Genomic DNA, 15,965 nt, shown 5'->3' with positions numbered 1-15,965 from the left:
CGCGTGCGCACAAGGTGATCCAGTCGGCGCGCACGCCCGACACCGCCGCGAGCAAGGAAGCCTCGGGCGTGCAACCGGCCGGCGTGCCCCAGGAGTCCCAGGGCGTAAAACCGCAATGAGGCGGGCCGGGTTGGCGCCCGGGGATATCGACAGACGAGGCATTCGAATGAAAGGATCACCGAGGCCGTCGCGCGCACGTGCGAACGGGCCCAGTCCGGTGCCGCGCCCCTGGCGCGCCGGGCACATTAAAGGCGGGGCAGGCATGATGGGATTTTCGATGATGTCGGTCATCGGCGTGATCGTCGCGATTTCGCTGATTTCGTTGATTTTCTCGATGTCGGTCGTGCTGCCCCGGATCATCTCGGCCGCATGGGGCGACACCCTCGTCACGGACGGCGCCAAGGCCGTTGCCGAGGTTGTCGAGATCAGACAGACCGGGGTGACGCTCAATCAGGTGCCGCAGATGCGGATGGTGTTGCGCATCAGCGATCACGGCGCATCCCGGGACGTGACGATCCGGCAGTACGTCGATCTCGGCAACATACCGCGCGCGGGGGAGCGGGTGAGGGTCGTCATCGACGCGCGCGATCCGGCGCGGGTGACCTATCTGGGGCTCGCCGGCGCTCACTGATGGCAGCGCGTGCGCCGACCTGACCATGCCGGCGCGACCGGGCCCGATCACCGAACCACATCGCATTCCGCAGCCGTCCGGACGTGGCATGCGATGCGCGGCGGGACTCGGACAAGCCGTGTACGGGCATCGGTCGCGACGCGCGGGGCATGATGCAGCACGCCGGTGCGCGACGGCATGGCCTCGTCGAGCGCACGAGCGGCATGCGCGGGCCGCGATGCCGTCTCGTGCGATACGCTCAGGCGGGCAGCCCCAGCAATTGCCGGGTGGCGACCAGCGCGGCATCGAGCGGCGCGCTGTCGCGGGTGATCTTGGCGCGCAGGCTGGCGCCCAGCCACAGCTGGTAGAGCGTGGTGGCGGTGGCGTGCGCCGCGAGATGGGTGGGCAGCGAGCCGTCGATGCGGCCTTCGTCGATGGTCTGCGCGAGCCGGGCGATCACGCGATCCGTACCCTGTCTGAGCACGACGCGCATCGGCTCCGACAGGTCGCTGACTTCGGCCGCGAGCTTCACTGCGAGGCATTTGCCTTTCGGGTCGCAATTCGCCTGCGTCTCGAGCCAGTTTTCCCAGTAGCTCATCAGGCGGGCCGCGCCCTTCAGCCCCGGGCGGCACAGCAGGCCTTCGATGCCCACCATGTAGGCGGCGAAGTAGCTTTCCAGCAACGCCTCGCCGAACGCCTCCTTCGAGCCGAAGTAGTGGTAGAACGAGCCCTTCGGCACACTTGAGGATTGCAGGATTTCGTTCAGGCCGACGGCCGAGAAGCCCCGGCCCGCGATGATGATCTGTGCGGTGTCGAGGATGTGCTGGCGGACATCGGCGGCGGCGTGGGAGGCGTTCATGCGCGACATGATAGCGGAGATTAGACCAGTCGACTGGTGACGGAGTGTGTTCAAAACGCGGGATGTTTACTATTTTTGCATATTCCAATCGGGAATATGAATATGTGCTTTTAATATAAGAAAAGTGTCGGCGAAGCCCGGTTAAGGTGCGGCAACGGCAAGGCATGCGGTGCGCATCCGTCGATCGGGATGACGCCAGCCGGGCCGATCGGAGCGAGGTTCGGCCGTTGTTGAATCAGGAATCCTGATGATGCGGGCGTGAGGGCGTCCGACAGGGCCCGCCGCGCCGACGGATAACGAAGAGGTCTGGTGTGCACACAATCGATTTGAATGTCGATCTGGGCGAAGGATGCGACAACGACATCCCGCTGCTCGACCACGCGACGTCGATCAACGTCGCCTGCGGCTGGCATGCCGGCGATGCGGTCACGATGCGCACGCTCGCCGCGGCCGCGGCGCAACGCGGCATCGCGATCGGCGCGCATCCCGGCTATCCGGACCGCGCGCATTTCGGGCGTCGGTCCATGGCGCTGCCGCCCGACGAGATCTATGCGGGCGTGCTGTACCAGGTCGGCGCGCTCGCGGCGATCGTCAAGGCGCTGGGCGCGGGGGCGCGCCTCGCGCACGTGAAGCCGCACGGCGCGCTGTATCACGACGCGGAGCGCCGTTCCGAGGTGGCCGAGGCGATCGTCGCCGCGGTGCGCGACCTCGATCCTTCGCTCGTGATGTTCGGGCTGGCGGGCGGCGAACTTATCGCGGCGGCGCGCCGCGCGGGGCTCGCGACCGCCAGCGAGGCTTTCGCGGATCGCGGCTACCTGCCGGACGGCACGCTCATTCCGCGCTCGGAACCGGATGCGCTGATCAGCCGCGTCGAGGAGATCACGCAGCGGGCGGTGGAGCTGGTGAAGCACGGCCGCGTGCGCGGGCGGGGCGGCGACTGGACGCCGGTGCGGGCCGACACGCTGTGCCTGCACGGCGACGGGCCGCATGCGCTCGAATTCGCCGCTCAGATCGGCGCGGCGATGCGTTCGGCCCAGGTCCGCATCGCACGCCGCCCGGTCAGCCCGCGCATGCCGGTGTTTCAATAGCGGGTTCCGCCGAGGCGAGGCCGAGGTTTTCCCCATCTGTAGTAATAACTTGGTGGCCCGGGTTACAGATGGTTTTGCTGCGCACGTCGCGTTCGGATTCGTCGTCGTGCGCAGCTTTTTATCCAGGCCGCGGCGCGTATCTGGCGGTGCGCCGCGGGTCGAGCATGAGGTCCTTGCGCGGAACACGTCGGGAACGACGCCGCCGCGACGGGCGCGCGACGTGATGCCGGCGGCGGCAGGACACGGTCCGCACCCGTCGAACGCCTGGGACCGCATGGCATCCTTTCCGGATGGGGTTCATGGGCTATTTCATTCTGATCGGGAGCGTGGGCATCGTTTCCGCGTTCGCGATCACGACCGCGTGGCTGATGCGGGTCTGGCAGGCCGATGCCGAGCGTCAGCGCCGTGGATGGGGCGACGGCGGCGCGCTGCTGCTGCATGGCCTCGACGACCCACAGCGCCGCGCCGCCCGCGCCGTCCAGGCGGCCACGCTCGATGCGCAGGCAGCGTGCGATTGCGCCTCCGAGCTGGCGTACTTCGCGACGTTCGCGGCGAATGCCGGCTGGCCCCGGCTTCCCAGCGCGCGGGTTCGGCTCCAGCTCGTGCGCGAGCGCGCCAACAAGGCGCGCGATTATGCGAGGCGCGCCCAGACCCACGCCCAGGCGGCCCGATCCTGCGAATCGGGCCGGCAAGCGTTGCCCGCTACGGCCTGTCTTGCCGCCATCGAGCGGCATGCGGCGCTCGCCAAGCAAGCCCACCTCAATGCACGCGATCTGCGCGAATTCATCTTGATCGGCTGGCGCCGCGACGGCTTGGCGCTGCCCAGGTGAAGGCGGCCGGCCGCGCCACGCCGCGCCGGCTCCGCGGGACGCTTGAGCCGACGGTCCGATCCCGCTCGTCGAGCGCACCCGGGCGTCGCGCGTATTGATGCGCCATTCACGCGACTTTATTTGCATTTCCAGAATGAGGAGAAGATCTTGTAATATTCGTTTGAAATTCCCGCCGATTTTCAGAAATACAAATACTGTTTCGTGAATAGCATTATTTGATAGAATTGCGCGCTCATTATGAAACGATGGCTTGCTATTGTGCTGCTGGCTGCGGTCACGACACTCAGCGCGGAGCCACTCTCCTTCGTGCTGCAAACCTCGAAGCAACAGTTTTATCTCGTGAAGCATTCGGTTCGTCGGGACGATGACGGCGATACGCGCTTCACGCTGGAAGCCATCTCGAAGCTCGCCTATCATCCGGTCGGCGCGACGGAGCCGATCGGCATCGCGCTTTTCGACTACGTGATCGATTGTCCGCGGGAACGCTTCAAGCTCAGCCGTATCCGTTATCGCACGGATGAGAACAAGAACGCGGGCGCAGCGCCCGCGCCGTCCGATATCTGGAAGCCGATCACGCCTGGTGGAGAACTCGATGTTGTCAAGAAGGAAATCTGCTAGCGCCCGGCCGGCAGATCGGCTCAGTCTTTCCGCGTTTTCCGCGCCGCCCGTTCGTCCGAGCGGCCTGCGCTTCGTGACCCTCTCGATCGTCGTGGTGTTCGTGGCGCTGTGCGTGCTGCTGTTCGACCTGGTCGGCCGGGCCCTGCAGGACGCGAAGCACGAGGTGGATGCGGCCGCCGTCACCAAGGCCACGCTCGTCGCGCGCTCCTACGCATCCTATCTGGCCGAGCGCACGTCGACGTCCGACATCCTGAGCCGCACGGTGGCGTTCGAATTCCGCTCGAGTCACGGCACGCTGGACCTGAACTATCTGGTGCAGGAAGGACTCGTGCTGCCGTCCGACGAGACGCTGCTCACGCTCGTGAACGCACAGGGCCTCGTCACGCAATCGTGGCCGACGCCGCCGAAGCGCGATGTCTACCTCTCCGATCGCGAGCATTTCATCGTGCAGAAGAACGCGCACGACGACAATCTGTTCATCGGCGCCCCGGTGCTCGGCCGGGTGTCGCGGGCCAAGACGATCCAGTTCACGCGGCGCCTGTCGCTGCGCGAGCAGGTCTTCGACGGCATCGTCGTGGTGTCGCAGCCGCCGCAATATTTCACGGCCAGCTTCGCGAACCACGCCAATCTCGGCAACGACGGCGAGATCCTGGTGTTCCGCTCGGACGGCTCGCTGCTCGTGCGCGGGCGTTCGGACGGCAGCGTGTCCACCGACGGGCTGCCGCTCGGCATGTATCCGAGCGAGGAAGGCGGGGTGAGCCCGCAGCGCGATCCGATCGACGGCCAGCGCCGGCTGTTCGTGCGACAACCGGTGCCGGGCTATTCGCTGATCGCGGTGGTGGCGCTCTCGGAAGCCGACATCTACGCGAACTACGCGCGTCAGACCGCTTCCTACTGGGCCTGGACCTTCGTCGTGGTGATCGCGCTCGTCCTCGTGGCGGCGCTGGCCATGTTCAACGCGCGGCGCGTGCTGTACGACCGGGCCCGCAACAAGCAGCTCGCCGAAACCGACCTGCTCACCGGGCTCGGCAACCGGCGCGCGATCGAGGTGTTGCTCGCCCAGCTGCCCGAGGCCGACGCGGCCCAGTCGATTTCGCTGATCCTGATCGACGTGACCGATTTCGGGGCGATCAACCGGCGCTACGGCGACGATGGCGGCGACAACTTCCTGGCGGCATTCGCCACCCGCATCCGCGCGGTCGCCCAGGATTCCGACCTGATCGCCCGGCTCAAGGGCGACCAGTTCGCCATCCTGTTCGCGGGCCCCGAGCCGCATGCGCGCGCGCTCTACTGCCTGAGAACGATCACGGACGCGTTCAACCAGCAGCCGATCCTGTTCCACGGCCATACGCATCGGGTGACGATGAGCATCGGGTTTGCGTCGGCGTCCGTGGAGGCCGCGCGCACGGGCGACCTGCAGGCCCGGGCGGAACTGGCGCTGCAGCTTGCCAAGCGCGAGACGGCGGCCACGCATGGCACGCGCTACAAGGCCTTCGCGCAAAGCATGCTCGATTCTCAGGACGAGGCGCGCGAGCTGGAATTCGACCTCGACAACGCCGTACGCCAGCGCGAGGGGATCGAGGCGGCGTGCGCGCCCGTGGTGTGCCCGGCGAGCGGCGCGTCGTGCGGGGTCTGGGTGACGCCCGTGTGGCGTCGCGACGGCCTGCCCGACGTGCGCGCCGACGCGTTCATGCCGGTTGCCGAAAAGCAGGGGCTCGCGGTGTTCGTCTGGATGCAGACGATCGAAGCCGCGCTGGCCGCCGTCGCGTCGGTCCCGCGGCCGACGACCCTCTATCTGCGCCTGCCCGCGCTGGTCCTGACCGATCCGACGTTCAGCATCGAGGTGTTCACGGGCGCGTCGCCCGCCGCGTCGTTCTTGATCGCGGTGTCCGGCGTCGAGCAGTTGCCCGTGCGCGACGGGCTGCGCGACGTGGTCGCGCAGCTCCGCGCCCACGCGATCCGCGTCTTGCTCGCGTTCGATCCCGCCGACGGTGTGCCCACCAGCGAGACCGAGATCGACGGCCTGCTCGTCGAGGGCGCGGGCGTCGCTGCGCTGCCGGCCTCGGAGTTGGCCTGCGGGGTGGCGGCCGGCATCTTCGACGCCGGCGCGCGGCTCGGCTGGCGTCTGGTCGTCGGGGGCGTGGCCACGCGCGAACAGTTCGAGTGGCTGGCCGCATGGCCGGCGCTCGAAGTCTTCGGGCCGTTCGTGGATCGTCGCCCCGACCTGCAACCCGTGCTCGCGGGGCCCGGCGCGGCATGATCCAGTCCCTGGTTCACGACGACCTGCCGAGCGACACCGTGCGCTCGCTCCCGGTGCCGCTGTCGCGCGGGCGCGTCGTGATCAGCCTGCGCGGCCGCGACCGCGCGGGCTTCCTGCTCGAGCGGCGGCGAACCTTCGCGAACGGGACCGTGGCGATCCAGCGCATGGCCGCCGCGCCGACGGACGACGTCGAGGCGTTCATCAGCAACGAAACCCAGATTCCCGCGCCGCGCCAGCGCTACGCCTACCTGCTCGACGCGCTCACGGGCGCCGCCGCGCCGCCGCGCGCCGATGGCGTGCCCGCGATCCTCGACTGCCAGAACGAAATCGACCTGCTGCATCGCCTGCGGATCGAATGCGCGCGCAGCCATGCGCGGCAATCGCTGTTCCACGTGTTCCTGATCGACAACGACGACGCCAACATCCGGCTTCACGACGTCCTGATCACGGGCAGCGCCAGCGCGGGCTGGTCGCAGCGCTATTCGAACAACGGCTGGTTCCAGACCGACCCGGTGTTCCAGCAGGCGCGCCGGCACAACTACCAGCCGGTGGGCGCGTCGCAGCTGCGCGGCCTCGCGCGCGAGCACTGGTTCCATCAGCTGGGGATCATTCCGGATCTGGGCAGCAGTGTGTTCTTCCTGACGCGGCACGAGAACGCGGTCGCGGTGCTGCACGTCGCGACGGCCGCGCCGGACTGCGCGGAGGAGGCCATGCTGCTCCAGTTCCGGCATGCCTTCAATGCCCTCGCGGCCGATACGCTCGTCCGCTACCTGGCCTTGCGCCGCGCCGAATCGTCGTCGAAGGCGCGCTTCGAGGCCATCGAGGAACAACTGCTGTCGCTGCTTGCGCACGGCTTCAAAACGCCCGAAATCGAACAGCGGCTGAATATTACCCATTCGACCTTTCGTGACGTCTGCCGCTCGATCAATCACAAGCTCGGCACCCACGACATTCGGCTCAGCGTCAAGGCCGCACGCAATCTGGGCCTGGTCCGGCCACTGTACGACTATTAGTTATATTCCCGTCTGAATATATCTGCGTTTTTTCTTATTAGCATTTCATCTAAGAAAAATGCGGATCGTACTCCCTTATGCTTCGGGGCATGACGCCGCACGATTGCAGGCAGGCGTCCGGATACTGGTTTGGACTCGCTCTGAAAACGCCATGAAACCAACAATGCTCGGGATGATCGCGATGCTGTGGGGAAGCCTCGCCGGAGTGGCCGCGGACTGCGCGGCAGCAGGCGTGAGCGCATCGCCGCGCTGGGACGTCGTGACGTCCTACCCCGAGGACACCGTATCCGGACAGGCGGCCGCGGATTTCGCGCGCCGCATGAACGGCGCGGGCGAGACGGGCGAAGCGGTGGCGCCGCGCTTCAACGACAAATCCGCGTTGGCCGCGCTGCTGGCGGAGACGACGAGCGTGCCGTTCGGCTTGCTGTTCGCCAGCGATATCGCCAAGGACGAGGCGGTGCTCGGCTTGTCCGCGCGCCCCTACGAGGTCAATTCCATCGACGAGGCGCGCGAGCTGGCATGCATTGCCGCGCCCGCGTACCGGGCCGCGCTCGCGCATCACAAGCTCGCGCTGCTCGCGATCATCGCGTGGCCGCCGACGGGGCTGTGGTCGCGGGCCGAGATTCCGGCCGCGACGCGTTTCTCCGGGATGCGCATCCGCACCTACGACCAGACCTCGGCGCGCATCATGCGCACGCTGGGCGCGGAAGTCGTGTCGATGCCGATCCAGGACGCGTTGGCCCTGCTCAAGACCGGCAGCCTCGACGCGATCATGTCGTCGGGCGACGGCGCGGCGGGGCGCAGCTACGGCGAGGTGATGCGCAACTTCACCGCGATCCGCTATGCGTATCCGGTGTCGTTCCTGGTGGCGCGGCAGGATTTCCTCGATACGCTGTCCGAGGACCAGCGCGCGGCGATCTTCGAGGCGGGCATGAAGACCGAATTGCACGCCTGGGCGCAGCTGCCCGAGCGGACCAACCGCAATTACGCGGCCATGGCGAACATGGGCGTGCAGGTTCACGACCCGGTCGCGTCGTCCGTGCTGAGCGCGATTCACGACGCCGCGCGGGCCGACACGCAAACCCGCCCGTCGACGGACCAGCAGACGGGGCCCTTGCTCGCGCAGTTTCACGAATGGCAGTCGGCCGATGCCGCGCGTTGCTTGAAGCAGCCTTACCGGGAAGCGGCGCGATGAATGCGCGGGCGAGGCGCGCGGGTGCGCTCGCCGCGCTGCTGGCGATCTGTCTGCTCGTGATCGCGCTGGCGCCGCGCACCGCATCGGTGTCGAGCGTGCTGGCGATCGACGGCCGCGACGGATGCCGGATCGAGAATGTCTATGTCGGCGATGGGGTGATTCGCGGACAGGGGGTATGCGTCAAAGAGGGGGCCCAGCGGGAATAAATCGGCGATCAGGAGGCGGGGAGACGAGGCGTCAGAACAACCCGCCCAGACCAAATTAATCTCCGGAGATCAAGATGAGTACAGCTAATCAAGAAACCTATCTGGAATTGAAAGCCAGGCTGCGATCCATCGACGAGGCCGTCGAGGTCGCCAAGAAGCGCGAAACCGAACAGGCCATCATGCGGATCCAGCAGACCATCCTCGAATATGGTCTCACCGCGAGGGATATCTTCGGCAGAAGGAAGATGAACGGCGACCGCGACCGGCGCTACGGCCGCGTCCGCGCGAAGTACGTCAACCCGACCACGGGCGAGACGTGGACGGGCCGGGGTCGGCCGCCGCGCTGGATCGCCGGGCAGAACTTCGATCATTTTTTGATCGGGCGCGCGGCTTGAGGGGGGGCCGGCGATGGGCGGATGGCGGGGCACACCGTTGAGCCGGCCGACACGACGGCGTTGAACGCCGCGGTGTTTGTTCCGGCGCCGTGTCCTGGGTTCGCGGGCGGCGCCGGCATGCCGCCGCAGTGGATCCCGCGCGCGCCGAATCGGCTCATGGGTCGAAGGCGCCCGAAAGACAATCAGGATAAACCGATCTCGACGGTGTAAGGGCGAGGAGGGCTTGATGGCGTTCCTTGCCGCGGGTTCAGCTGGACCACGTCTGGTTTGTCTGTCTCGAAAAAAGATCACGATGGGTGATCTTTTTCTTTCACGATGCGTGATCAAAATCCAGGAAGAGCACGTCGCGTGCATTCCTGCGATCCCTGGAGGACGAGCGGCCGCACTTCGATCTGATCGGACTTCCGCGCGCGGCCGATTCGCCGGCCGTGCGGCGCACACCGCACGATCCGGCCCAGCGTACTGACGCCAAGCGTGCGGCGGATCCAGGTGTGTTGGAAGCAGCGCTGATGCGGATCGCAAGGTGAGAGACACGCTCCGGCGTTACCGGGTCGCGTCTGCGTTCACCATCGTGGCGGGAGCCGCAATCACGATTGCGGTTTGGCGCGACGCCACTGTGCCGGCGTCGTCGGGCATACCGGTTACACGCATCGGCGACGGGCATGCAGCCGGGAGCGCTTATCGACCTTGCCCACATCGTGATGCGCGGCGTGGCACGCAAGCGGTCCGCCGGGTGAGCATGTCGCGCCGCGCGCGGCATCGAGCGCATGCGGGGAAGGGATAAACCGAGCGCGCGGCAGCGCATGCGCGCTGCCGGATTCAACGCCGCGAGTAGCCGTCTCGCGGCATCGCCAGCCCGAGATTCTCCCTGAAGGTGCGGCCCTCGTAATCCTGCCTGAGCAGCCCGCGCTGCTGGAGGATCGGCACCACCTGCTCGACGAACTCGCTCGCGCCGCCCGGCAGATGCGAAAACAGGATGTTGAAGCCGTCGGCCGCGTCGTGTCGCAGCCATTGCTGCATCTGATCCGCCACCATCCCGGCCGTGCCCACCATCTCCAAACCCTGGTAGCCGCAGATCCGCCGCGCGAGCGCCAGGATGCTCAGGTTCTCGCGCCGCGCGAGCTGCACCACGCGGTCGCGGCCGCTCTTGCTCGCATTGCTTTCCGGCATCTCCGGAAGCGGGCCGGCCGGGTCGCAGCGGGATATGTCATGACCCAGCGCGATGGACAGCGTCGCGAGGCTGCTCGCGTCGTCGACGAGCTCGTCGAGCCGCGCGCGTTTTCGCTGCGCCTGCGCGAGACTGTCGCCCAGGACGACCAGCACGGCGGGCAGGATCTTCAAGCGCGCCGGACGGCCCGCCGCCGCGGCGCGTGACTGCATGTCGGCATGGAAACCCCGGGCCGATGCCAGGTCGGTCTGGTAGGTGAAGATGAGTTCCGCCGTCTCCGCCGCGATCTGCTTGCCGGCTTCCGACGCGCCCGCCTGCACGATGACGGGGCGCCCCTGGACGGGGCGCGCGACGTTCAGGGGGCCGCGCACCGTGAAGTGCGGCCCGCGATGATCGAGCACGTGCAGCTTCTCGGGATCGAAATAGATGCCGCGCTCGGCGTCCGTGCAGAACGCCGTTTCATCCCAGCTTTCCCACAGCCCGTTCATCACGTCGGAGAACTCGCGCGCGCGTCGATAGCGCGCGCCGTGCTCGAGATGGTCGTCCGCGCCGAAATTGGCGGCCTCGTTGGGATTGCTGGACGTGACGAGGTTCCAGCCCGCCCGTCCGCCGCTGATGACATCGAGCGAAGCGAGCCGGCGCGCGAGCATGTAGGGCGCGTTGTACGTGGTGCTGGCCGTGGCGATCAGGCCGATGTGCTCGGTCACGGCCGAGAGGGCGGGGAGCAGCGTCAACGGATCCAGCGTCGCCACGCTGGCGCTGCGCATGAGCGCATCGACGGCCCCCGCGCGCACCGCAAGCGAATCGGGCAGGAAGAGGCCGTCGAACCGGCCTTGCTCCAGCGTCCGGGCGAACCATTTCATGTGCGCGAAGCTGCGGTGGAAATCCGGCGCCGCGCCGGGATAGCGCCATGCGCCCGCGTGAGTGCTGGGCATGGCCAGCAGGATGAGTCGTTTGGATTCAGTCATGGCATGTCGCTCGTCGGGTTGATCGGCGCGCCCGCTCCGTGGCTCGCCGCGATTCGCGCCGAGCGGCGCCTGCGGGATGGAACGGCGGCGCGTCGGGCGTGGGTCGGCCTGGTTCCCGGGCGAGGGCGCATGAGGGTCGAGTGCGCATGCGGGTCGCCGGGAAGGCGGGGAATGCGCCGATTCTGTCATTTGACCGACCGGCGGTCAATGAAAATGAGAGTCAATCTCATTGGCTGACGTGTACTTGCGGCGGCACTGGGTCCCAGGTTGAAGACCGGCTTCATGCGCATCGCTCGCGCTCGGCGGGGAGCACTTTTTTGTTGGTCAACAACGACAAAAATCATCATTTCGCGCAGGGCGACCTGTCAGCAGAATGGGTTCATTGCCGCTCGCCCGTCGCTCGACGCACCCCGATGGCCGACACGCGCCGGCTGCATCTTTCGCACCGGCGCTGGCGCGACGATCGACCGCAATCGGCCCGCATTTCAGGAGGAGATAGCCGTGACCGCTGCAACGACTTCAATCGATACGCTCGTCGTGGGGGCAGGCCAGGCCGGCGTGGCCATGAGCGAACACCTGGGCCGGCTCGGCGTGCCGCATCTGGTGCTGGAGCGCGATCGCATCGCCGAGCGCTGGCGCACCGGACGCTGGGATTCGCTGGTCGCGAATGGCCCCGCGTGGCACGACCGGTTTCCGGGGCTCGAATTCGACGGCCTCGATCCCGATGCGTTCGCGTCGAAGGACGCTGTGGCCGACTACTTCGAGGCGTATGCGCGCAAGTTCGACGCACCGATCCGCACGGGCGTCGACGTGACGCGCGTCGTGCGCAGCGCGGGCAAGCCGGGCTTCGTCGCCGAGACCTCCGACGGCACGATCGAGGCGAACCGCGTGGTGGTCGCGACCGGACCGTTCCAGCGTCCGGTCATTCCGCCGATCGCGCCGGACGGTGCGCGCGTGATGCAAATCCACTCCGCCGACTATCGCAATCCGGATCAGTTGCCCGCCGGCGGCGTGCTGGTGGTCGGCGCGGGTTCGTCGGGCGTGCAGATCGCCGACGAACTGCAGCGCGCGGGCCGGGAGGTGGTCTTGTCTGTCGGGCCGCACGATCGTCCGCCGCGCGCGTATCGCGGCCGCGACTTCTGCTGGTGGCTCGGCGTGCTCGGCGAATGGGACAAGGAAGTCGCGACGCCGGGCCGTGAGCACGTGACGATCGCCGTGAGCGGCGCGCGCGGCGGCCATACCGTCGATTTCCGCCGGCTCGCGAACCAGGGCGTGACGCTCGTGGGACGGACGAAGTCGTTCGACGGGGGCGCGGCCGCATTCGAGGGCGATCTCGCGATCAATCTCGCGCGCGGCGACGAGAACTACCTGTCGCTGCTCGATGCGGCCGACGCCTATGTGCTGCGCAACGGCCTTGACCTACCGGAGGAGCCCGACGCGCGCCGCATCCTGCCGAACCCGGCGTGCGTCGCGCGGCCGATCCTGTCGCTCGACCTGGCCGCCGCCGGCGTCACGTCGATCGTCTGGGCGACGGGCTATGCGGTCGACTACGGCTGGCTGAACGTCGACGCGTTCGCGGACGACGGCAAGCCGCAGCATCAGCGCGGCGTGTCGAAGGAACCGGGCATCTATTTCATCGGGCTGCCGTGGCTGTCGCGGCGCGGCTCCAGTTTCATCTGGGGCGTCTGGCACGACGCGAAGCACATCGCCGATCACATCGCAACGCAGCGGAAATACCAGGCGTACCGGGACGCATCGCAACGCGGCCCGATGCCGCACACGGGGCGCGACGGCGACGCAGGGCATGCCGCGCGCGCGTTGACCGATGCGACCCACTGACTGACTGTCGCGGCGCGTTCGCATTCCGTGCGTCGAGCGCGACCACCGATGATCGAAGGAGAGCCATGAGCCAACCCACCCATACCCGTATCCGGATGTTCAATACCCGGGATACCTACCCGAATCAAGCGCTCGACAACGACCTGTGCCAGGCCGTGCGGGCCGGCAATACCGTATATGTGCGCGGTCAGGTCGGCACCGGTTTCGACGGCAGGCTGATCGGTCTCGGCGATCCGCGCGCCCAGGCCGAGCAGGCGATGAAGAACATCCGGCAGCTGCTCGAGGAAGCCGGCAGCGACCTGACGCACATCGTCAAGACGACGACCTACCTGATCGACCCGCGCTATCGCGAACCCGTATACCAGGAGGTCGGCAAGTGGCTGAAGGGCGTGTATCCGATCTCGACGGGGCTCGTCGTGTCGGCGCTCGGCCAGGCGCAATGGCTGGTGGAAATCGACGTGATCGCGGTGATCCCGGATCGCTGGCAGCCGAACGGCGTTCACGAGGCGCGATGAGCGCCGCGCGTTCGCGACAGGCGCGAGCGAAGCATGAAGGCCGGCACACAGGGGCCGACCGGTGAATCCGGAACCCATGACGCATGACAGGCCGCCGGAAAAAGGTGACGCGAGCGCGAGACCGGCTTGAACGGCGTGCGGCGCGTAGGACGATCAATTTTTACAGGATGACACGCCGACAGGTTGTCGCCGGCAATCGGAGGTCGTGTGGAGGCAGGCGGGTCCGTGACGTGCCGAACCTGAAGGTCGGCAAGCGTCGGCGGGCGCGGGGTGGGCCGCGGCGCAGCCGGCTGCGACAGGCGCGCATATCACGCCACCACTCATCCTGTCATCGCCGGACTGACGAGTACCGTCGCAAACGAGAGGCGTTCATATCAACCGACATGACTTTCTCTATCGTCGGGCGTTGCCCGGAATCGGGGCAGCTCGGGATCGCGATCAGTTCGTCGAGCATTGCCGTGGGCGCGCGCTGCCCGTGGGTGCGCGCGGGTGTCGGCGCGGTCGCGACGCAGAACATCACGTTGCCGGCGCTCGGTCCTCAGATCCTGGACCTGATCGAGCACGCGCAGCTCGCGCCGGCGACCGCGCTCGATCGCGCGTTGCATGCAAACGGCTGGAGCCAGCACCGGCAGGTCACGGTGATCGACGGGCAAGGGCGGACGGCATGCTTCACCGGCAGGGAAGCGCTCGGCACGCACCATGCGGCGATGGGCGAGCAATGCGTGGCGGCCGGCAACCTGCTGGCCGCCCCGGCCGTCATCGATGCGATGGTCCGCGCGTTCGAGCAGGCGCCCGGCCTGCTTGCCGAGCGGCTGCTGGCCGCGTTGCGCGCGGCGATGGCGGCCGGCGGCGAGGCGGGACCGGTCCATTCGGCGGCGCTGACGGTGGTCGACGACCTGACCTGGCCCATCGCCGACCTGCGTGTCGACTGGGCCGATATCGATCCGGTCGGGACACTCGATGCGCTGTGGCAAGCCTATCGACCGCAGATGCATGACTACCAGACGCGCGCGCTCGACCCGACCGCCGCGCCGCGCTATGGGGTGCCGGGCGATGAGTGACGCGTTGAGCCGCACGCTGCTCGCGCGGCTGATTGGTTTTGCGACGGTCAGCCGCGATTCGAATCTCGAGATGATCGATTTCATCCGCGACTACCTCGCCGGTTTTGGCGTCGCGAGCGAACTGTTCTACAACGCGGCGCGTACCAAGGCGAGCCTGTTTGCGACGATCGGGCCGAGCGATCGCGGCGGCATCGCGCTGTCGGGCCATACCGACGTCGTGCCGGTCGACGGGCAGGCGTGGACGGTCGAGCCGTTCCGGCTCACCGAGCGCGACGGTCGCCTGTACGGCCGCGGCACGACCGACATGAAGGGCTTCATCGCATCGGTGCTCGCGGCCGTGCCGGTGTTCGTCGCGCGGCCGTTGCGAGAGCCCGTGCATCTGGCATTCTCGTACGACGAGGAAGTGGGCTGTCTCGGCGTGCGGCCGATGCTGGCGGAGCTGGCGATGCGCGAGCATCGCCCGCGCCTGTGCCTGATCGGCGAGCCGACCGAGCTGAGGCCGGTGCTGGGACACAAGGGCAAGCTCGCGATGCGCTGCCGCGTGAAGGGCGCCGCGTGCCACTCGGCGTATTCGCCGCGCGGCGTGAACGCGATCGACTATGCGGCGAAACTGATCTGCCGGCTCGGCGAGATCGGCACGGCGCTCGCGCGGCCGGCGCGCCACGACAGCCGCTTCGATCCGCCGTACTCGACGGTGCAGACAGGGTTGATCAACGGCGGGCGCGCACTGAACATCGTGCCGGCCGAATGCGAGTTCGACTTCGAGGTGCGCGCGCTGCCGGATTTCGATCCCGACGAAGTGTCGAAGCGCATGCAGGCGTATGCGACGTCCGAACTGTTGCCGCGCATGCGCGCGGTTCAGCCGGACACCGACATCCGCCTGGAGACGCTCGGCGGGTATCCGGGGCTCGCGACCCGACCCGACAGCGACGCCGCGCGCCTGCTCGCGATGCTGACCGGCTCCGACGCGTTCGGCACGGTCGCGTTCGGCACGGAGGGCGGGCTGTTCGACCGGGCCGGCATTCCGACGGTGGTGTGCGGGCCCGGCAGCATGGCGCAAGGCCACAAGCCCGACGAGTTCGTGACGCTCGACCAGGTGCACGGCTGCGACGCGATGCTCCGGCGTCTCGCGGGCCATTTGTCCGCCACGGCTTGAGCGGACCGTCGCAAGCGGTGCATCGGCTCGCAAAGCACGCGTTCCGTCGACTGCGCGGGCTTGCCTGCCGCCCGGGCATTGCGTCGCCCGCGCCGTCTCGGCGCATCCGCTAGCTGTGAAGCTTCAATAGGTTGTATCGATGGTTCATCCGGACTGAGTCTGGGAGACTGGAAGTCGCCAAACA

Annotated in this window: 15 protein-coding genes; 13 read left to right on the top strand and 2 right to left on the bottom strand. The window is 67.6% G+C overall.

The window, feature by feature from the left end:
• The first annotated feature begins 262 nt into the window (after positions 1-262).
• Positions 263-631, top strand: coding sequence for a hypothetical protein (locus AC1RQF_RS32300; protein ID WP_273995649.1), 369 nt, complete (start codon positions 263-265; stop codon positions 629-631).
• 238 nt (positions 632-869) lie between these two features.
• Here the strand turns inward: AC1RQF_RS32300 and AC1RQF_RS32295 are convergent, their stop codons facing one another.
• Complete coding sequence (locus tag AC1RQF_RS32295) at positions 870-1,469, bottom strand: TetR/AcrR family transcriptional regulator (protein WP_273995337.1); 600 nt, start codon at positions 1,467-1,469, stop codon at positions 870-872.
• A gap of 311 nt (positions 1,470-1,780) precedes the next feature.
• Here AC1RQF_RS32295 and pxpA point away from each other — a divergent pair, with 311 nt between their 5' ends.
• The 8 genes from pxpA to AC1RQF_RS32255 all read left to right on the top strand — a co-directional run bounded on the left by pxpA (position 1,781) and on the right by AC1RQF_RS32255 (position 9,074).
• Positions 1,781-2,557 carry a 5-oxoprolinase subunit PxpA gene (pxpA, locus tag AC1RQF_RS32290; RefSeq protein WP_492874152.1) on the top strand — a complete coding sequence of 259 codons (777 nt, stop codon included), beginning with the start codon at positions 1,781-1,783 and terminating at the stop codon, positions 2,555-2,557.
• A gap of 299 nt (positions 2,558-2,856) precedes the next feature.
• Complete coding sequence (locus AC1RQF_RS32285) at positions 2,857-3,387, top strand: hypothetical protein (protein WP_492874150.1); 531 nt, start codon at positions 2,857-2,859, stop codon at positions 3,385-3,387.
• 237 nt (positions 3,388-3,624) lie between these two features.
• Positions 3,625-4,005 (top strand): hypothetical protein, encoded by a 381-nt coding sequence (locus tag AC1RQF_RS32280; protein WP_273995341.1) that lies wholly within the window; start codon positions 3,625-3,627, stop codon positions 4,003-4,005.
• Positions 4,006-4,078: 73 nt separating this feature from the next.
• On the top strand, positions 4,079-6,265 hold the full coding sequence (locus AC1RQF_RS32275) for a bifunctional diguanylate cyclase/phosphodiesterase (protein WP_273995342.1): 2,187 nt from the start codon (positions 4,079-4,081) through the stop codon (positions 6,263-6,265).
• Positions 6,262-7,278, top strand: coding sequence for a MalT transcriptional regulator family protein (locus tag AC1RQF_RS32270; protein ID WP_273995344.1), 1,017 nt, complete (start codon positions 6,262-6,264; stop codon positions 7,276-7,278). Before AC1RQF_RS32275 ends, AC1RQF_RS32270 begins: the two co-directional genes overlap by 4 nt.
• Before the next feature lie 151 nt (positions 7,279-7,429).
• A complete protein-coding gene (gene dctP, locus AC1RQF_RS32265) occupies positions 7,430-8,473 on the top strand; it encodes a TRAP transporter substrate-binding protein DctP (protein ID WP_273995345.1) in 1,044 nt (347 codons plus the stop codon).
• The gene (locus tag AC1RQF_RS32260; protein WP_273995347.1) at positions 8,470-8,679 is read left to right on the top strand and encodes a hypothetical protein; all 210 of its coding nucleotides are present in this window, start codon (positions 8,470-8,472) and stop codon (positions 8,677-8,679) included. Before dctP ends, AC1RQF_RS32260 begins: the two co-directional genes overlap by 4 nt.
• Before the next feature lie 107 nt (positions 8,680-8,786).
• Complete coding sequence (locus AC1RQF_RS32255) at positions 8,787-9,074, top strand: H-NS histone family protein (RefSeq protein ID WP_492874147.1); 288 nt, start codon at positions 8,787-8,789, stop codon at positions 9,072-9,074.
• An 819-nt stretch (positions 9,075-9,893) separates the two neighbouring features.
• Here the strand turns inward: AC1RQF_RS32255 and AC1RQF_RS32250 are convergent.
• Positions 9,894-11,210 (bottom strand): LLM class flavin-dependent oxidoreductase, encoded by a 1,317-nt coding sequence (locus tag AC1RQF_RS32250; RefSeq protein ID WP_492874145.1) that lies wholly within the window; start codon positions 11,208-11,210, stop codon positions 9,894-9,896.
• A gap of 501 nt (positions 11,211-11,711) precedes the next feature.
• Between AC1RQF_RS32250 and AC1RQF_RS32245 the strand changes: the two genes are divergently transcribed.
• The 4 genes from AC1RQF_RS32245 (at position 11,712) to argE (ending at position 15,781) form a co-directional block, all read left to right on the top strand.
• Positions 11,712-13,049, top strand: coding sequence for a flavin-containing monooxygenase (locus tag AC1RQF_RS32245; protein WP_492874143.1), 1,338 nt, complete (start codon positions 11,712-11,714; stop codon positions 13,047-13,049).
• A gap of 65 nt (positions 13,050-13,114) precedes the next feature.
• The gene (locus AC1RQF_RS32240) at positions 13,115-13,564 is read left to right on the top strand and encodes a RidA family protein (protein ID WP_492874141.1); all 450 of its coding nucleotides are present in this window, start codon (positions 13,115-13,117) and stop codon (positions 13,562-13,564) included.
• A gap of 383 nt (positions 13,565-13,947) precedes the next feature.
• Complete coding sequence (locus AC1RQF_RS32235) at positions 13,948-14,625, top strand: DUF1028 domain-containing protein (protein ID WP_273995355.1); 678 nt, start codon at positions 13,948-13,950, stop codon at positions 14,623-14,625.
• Complete coding sequence (gene argE, locus AC1RQF_RS32230; protein WP_273995357.1) at positions 14,618-15,781, top strand: acetylornithine deacetylase; 1,164 nt, start codon at positions 14,618-14,620, stop codon at positions 15,779-15,781. Before AC1RQF_RS32235 ends, argE begins: the two co-directional genes overlap by 8 nt.
• Positions 15,782-15,965: the final 184 nt, after the last annotated feature.

Source organism: Burkholderia sp. GW821-FHT14F03 (genome assembly GCF_058803765.1).
The sequence above is the reverse complement of the archived record's forward strand: the minus strand, read 5'-3'. Positions and strand labels throughout refer to the sequence as shown.

What these genes read in the sequence shown, in the direction of transcription:
- AC1RQF_RS32300 (WP_273995649.1), top strand. Translation starts at nt 263, where the DNA reads ATGATGGGATTTTCGATGATGTCGGTCATCGGCGTGATCGTCGCGATT.
- AC1RQF_RS32295 (WP_273995337.1), bottom strand. Translation starts at nt 1,469, where the DNA reads ATGAACGCCTCCCACGCCGCCGCCGATGTCCGCCAGCACATCCTCGAC.
- AC1RQF_RS32285 (WP_492874150.1), top strand. Translation starts at nt 2,857, where the DNA reads ATGGGCTATTTCATTCTGATCGGGAGCGTGGGCATCGTTTCCGCGTTC.
- AC1RQF_RS32280 (WP_273995341.1), top strand. Translation starts at nt 3,625, where the DNA reads ATGAAACGATGGCTTGCTATTGTGCTGCTGGCTGCGGTCACGACACTC.
- AC1RQF_RS32270 (WP_273995344.1), top strand. Translation starts at nt 6,262, where the DNA reads ATGATCCAGTCCCTGGTTCACGACGACCTGCCGAGCGACACCGTGCGC.
- dctP (WP_273995345.1), top strand. Translation starts at nt 7,430, where the DNA reads ATGAAACCAACAATGCTCGGGATGATCGCGATGCTGTGGGGAAGCCTC.
- AC1RQF_RS32260 (WP_273995347.1), top strand. Translation starts at nt 8,470, where the DNA reads ATGAATGCGCGGGCGAGGCGCGCGGGTGCGCTCGCCGCGCTGCTGGCG.
- AC1RQF_RS32250 (WP_492874145.1), bottom strand. Translation starts at nt 11,210, where the DNA reads ATGACTGAATCCAAACGACTCATCCTGCTGGCCATGCCCAGCACTCAC.
- AC1RQF_RS32240 (WP_492874141.1), top strand. Translation starts at nt 13,115, where the DNA reads ATGAGCCAACCCACCCATACCCGTATCCGGATGTTCAATACCCGGGAT.
- AC1RQF_RS32235 (WP_273995355.1), top strand. Translation starts at nt 13,948, where the DNA reads ATGACTTTCTCTATCGTCGGGCGTTGCCCGGAATCGGGGCAGCTCGGG.
- argE (WP_273995357.1), top strand. Translation starts at nt 14,618, where the DNA reads ATGAGTGACGCGTTGAGCCGCACGCTGCTCGCGCGGCTGATTGGTTTT.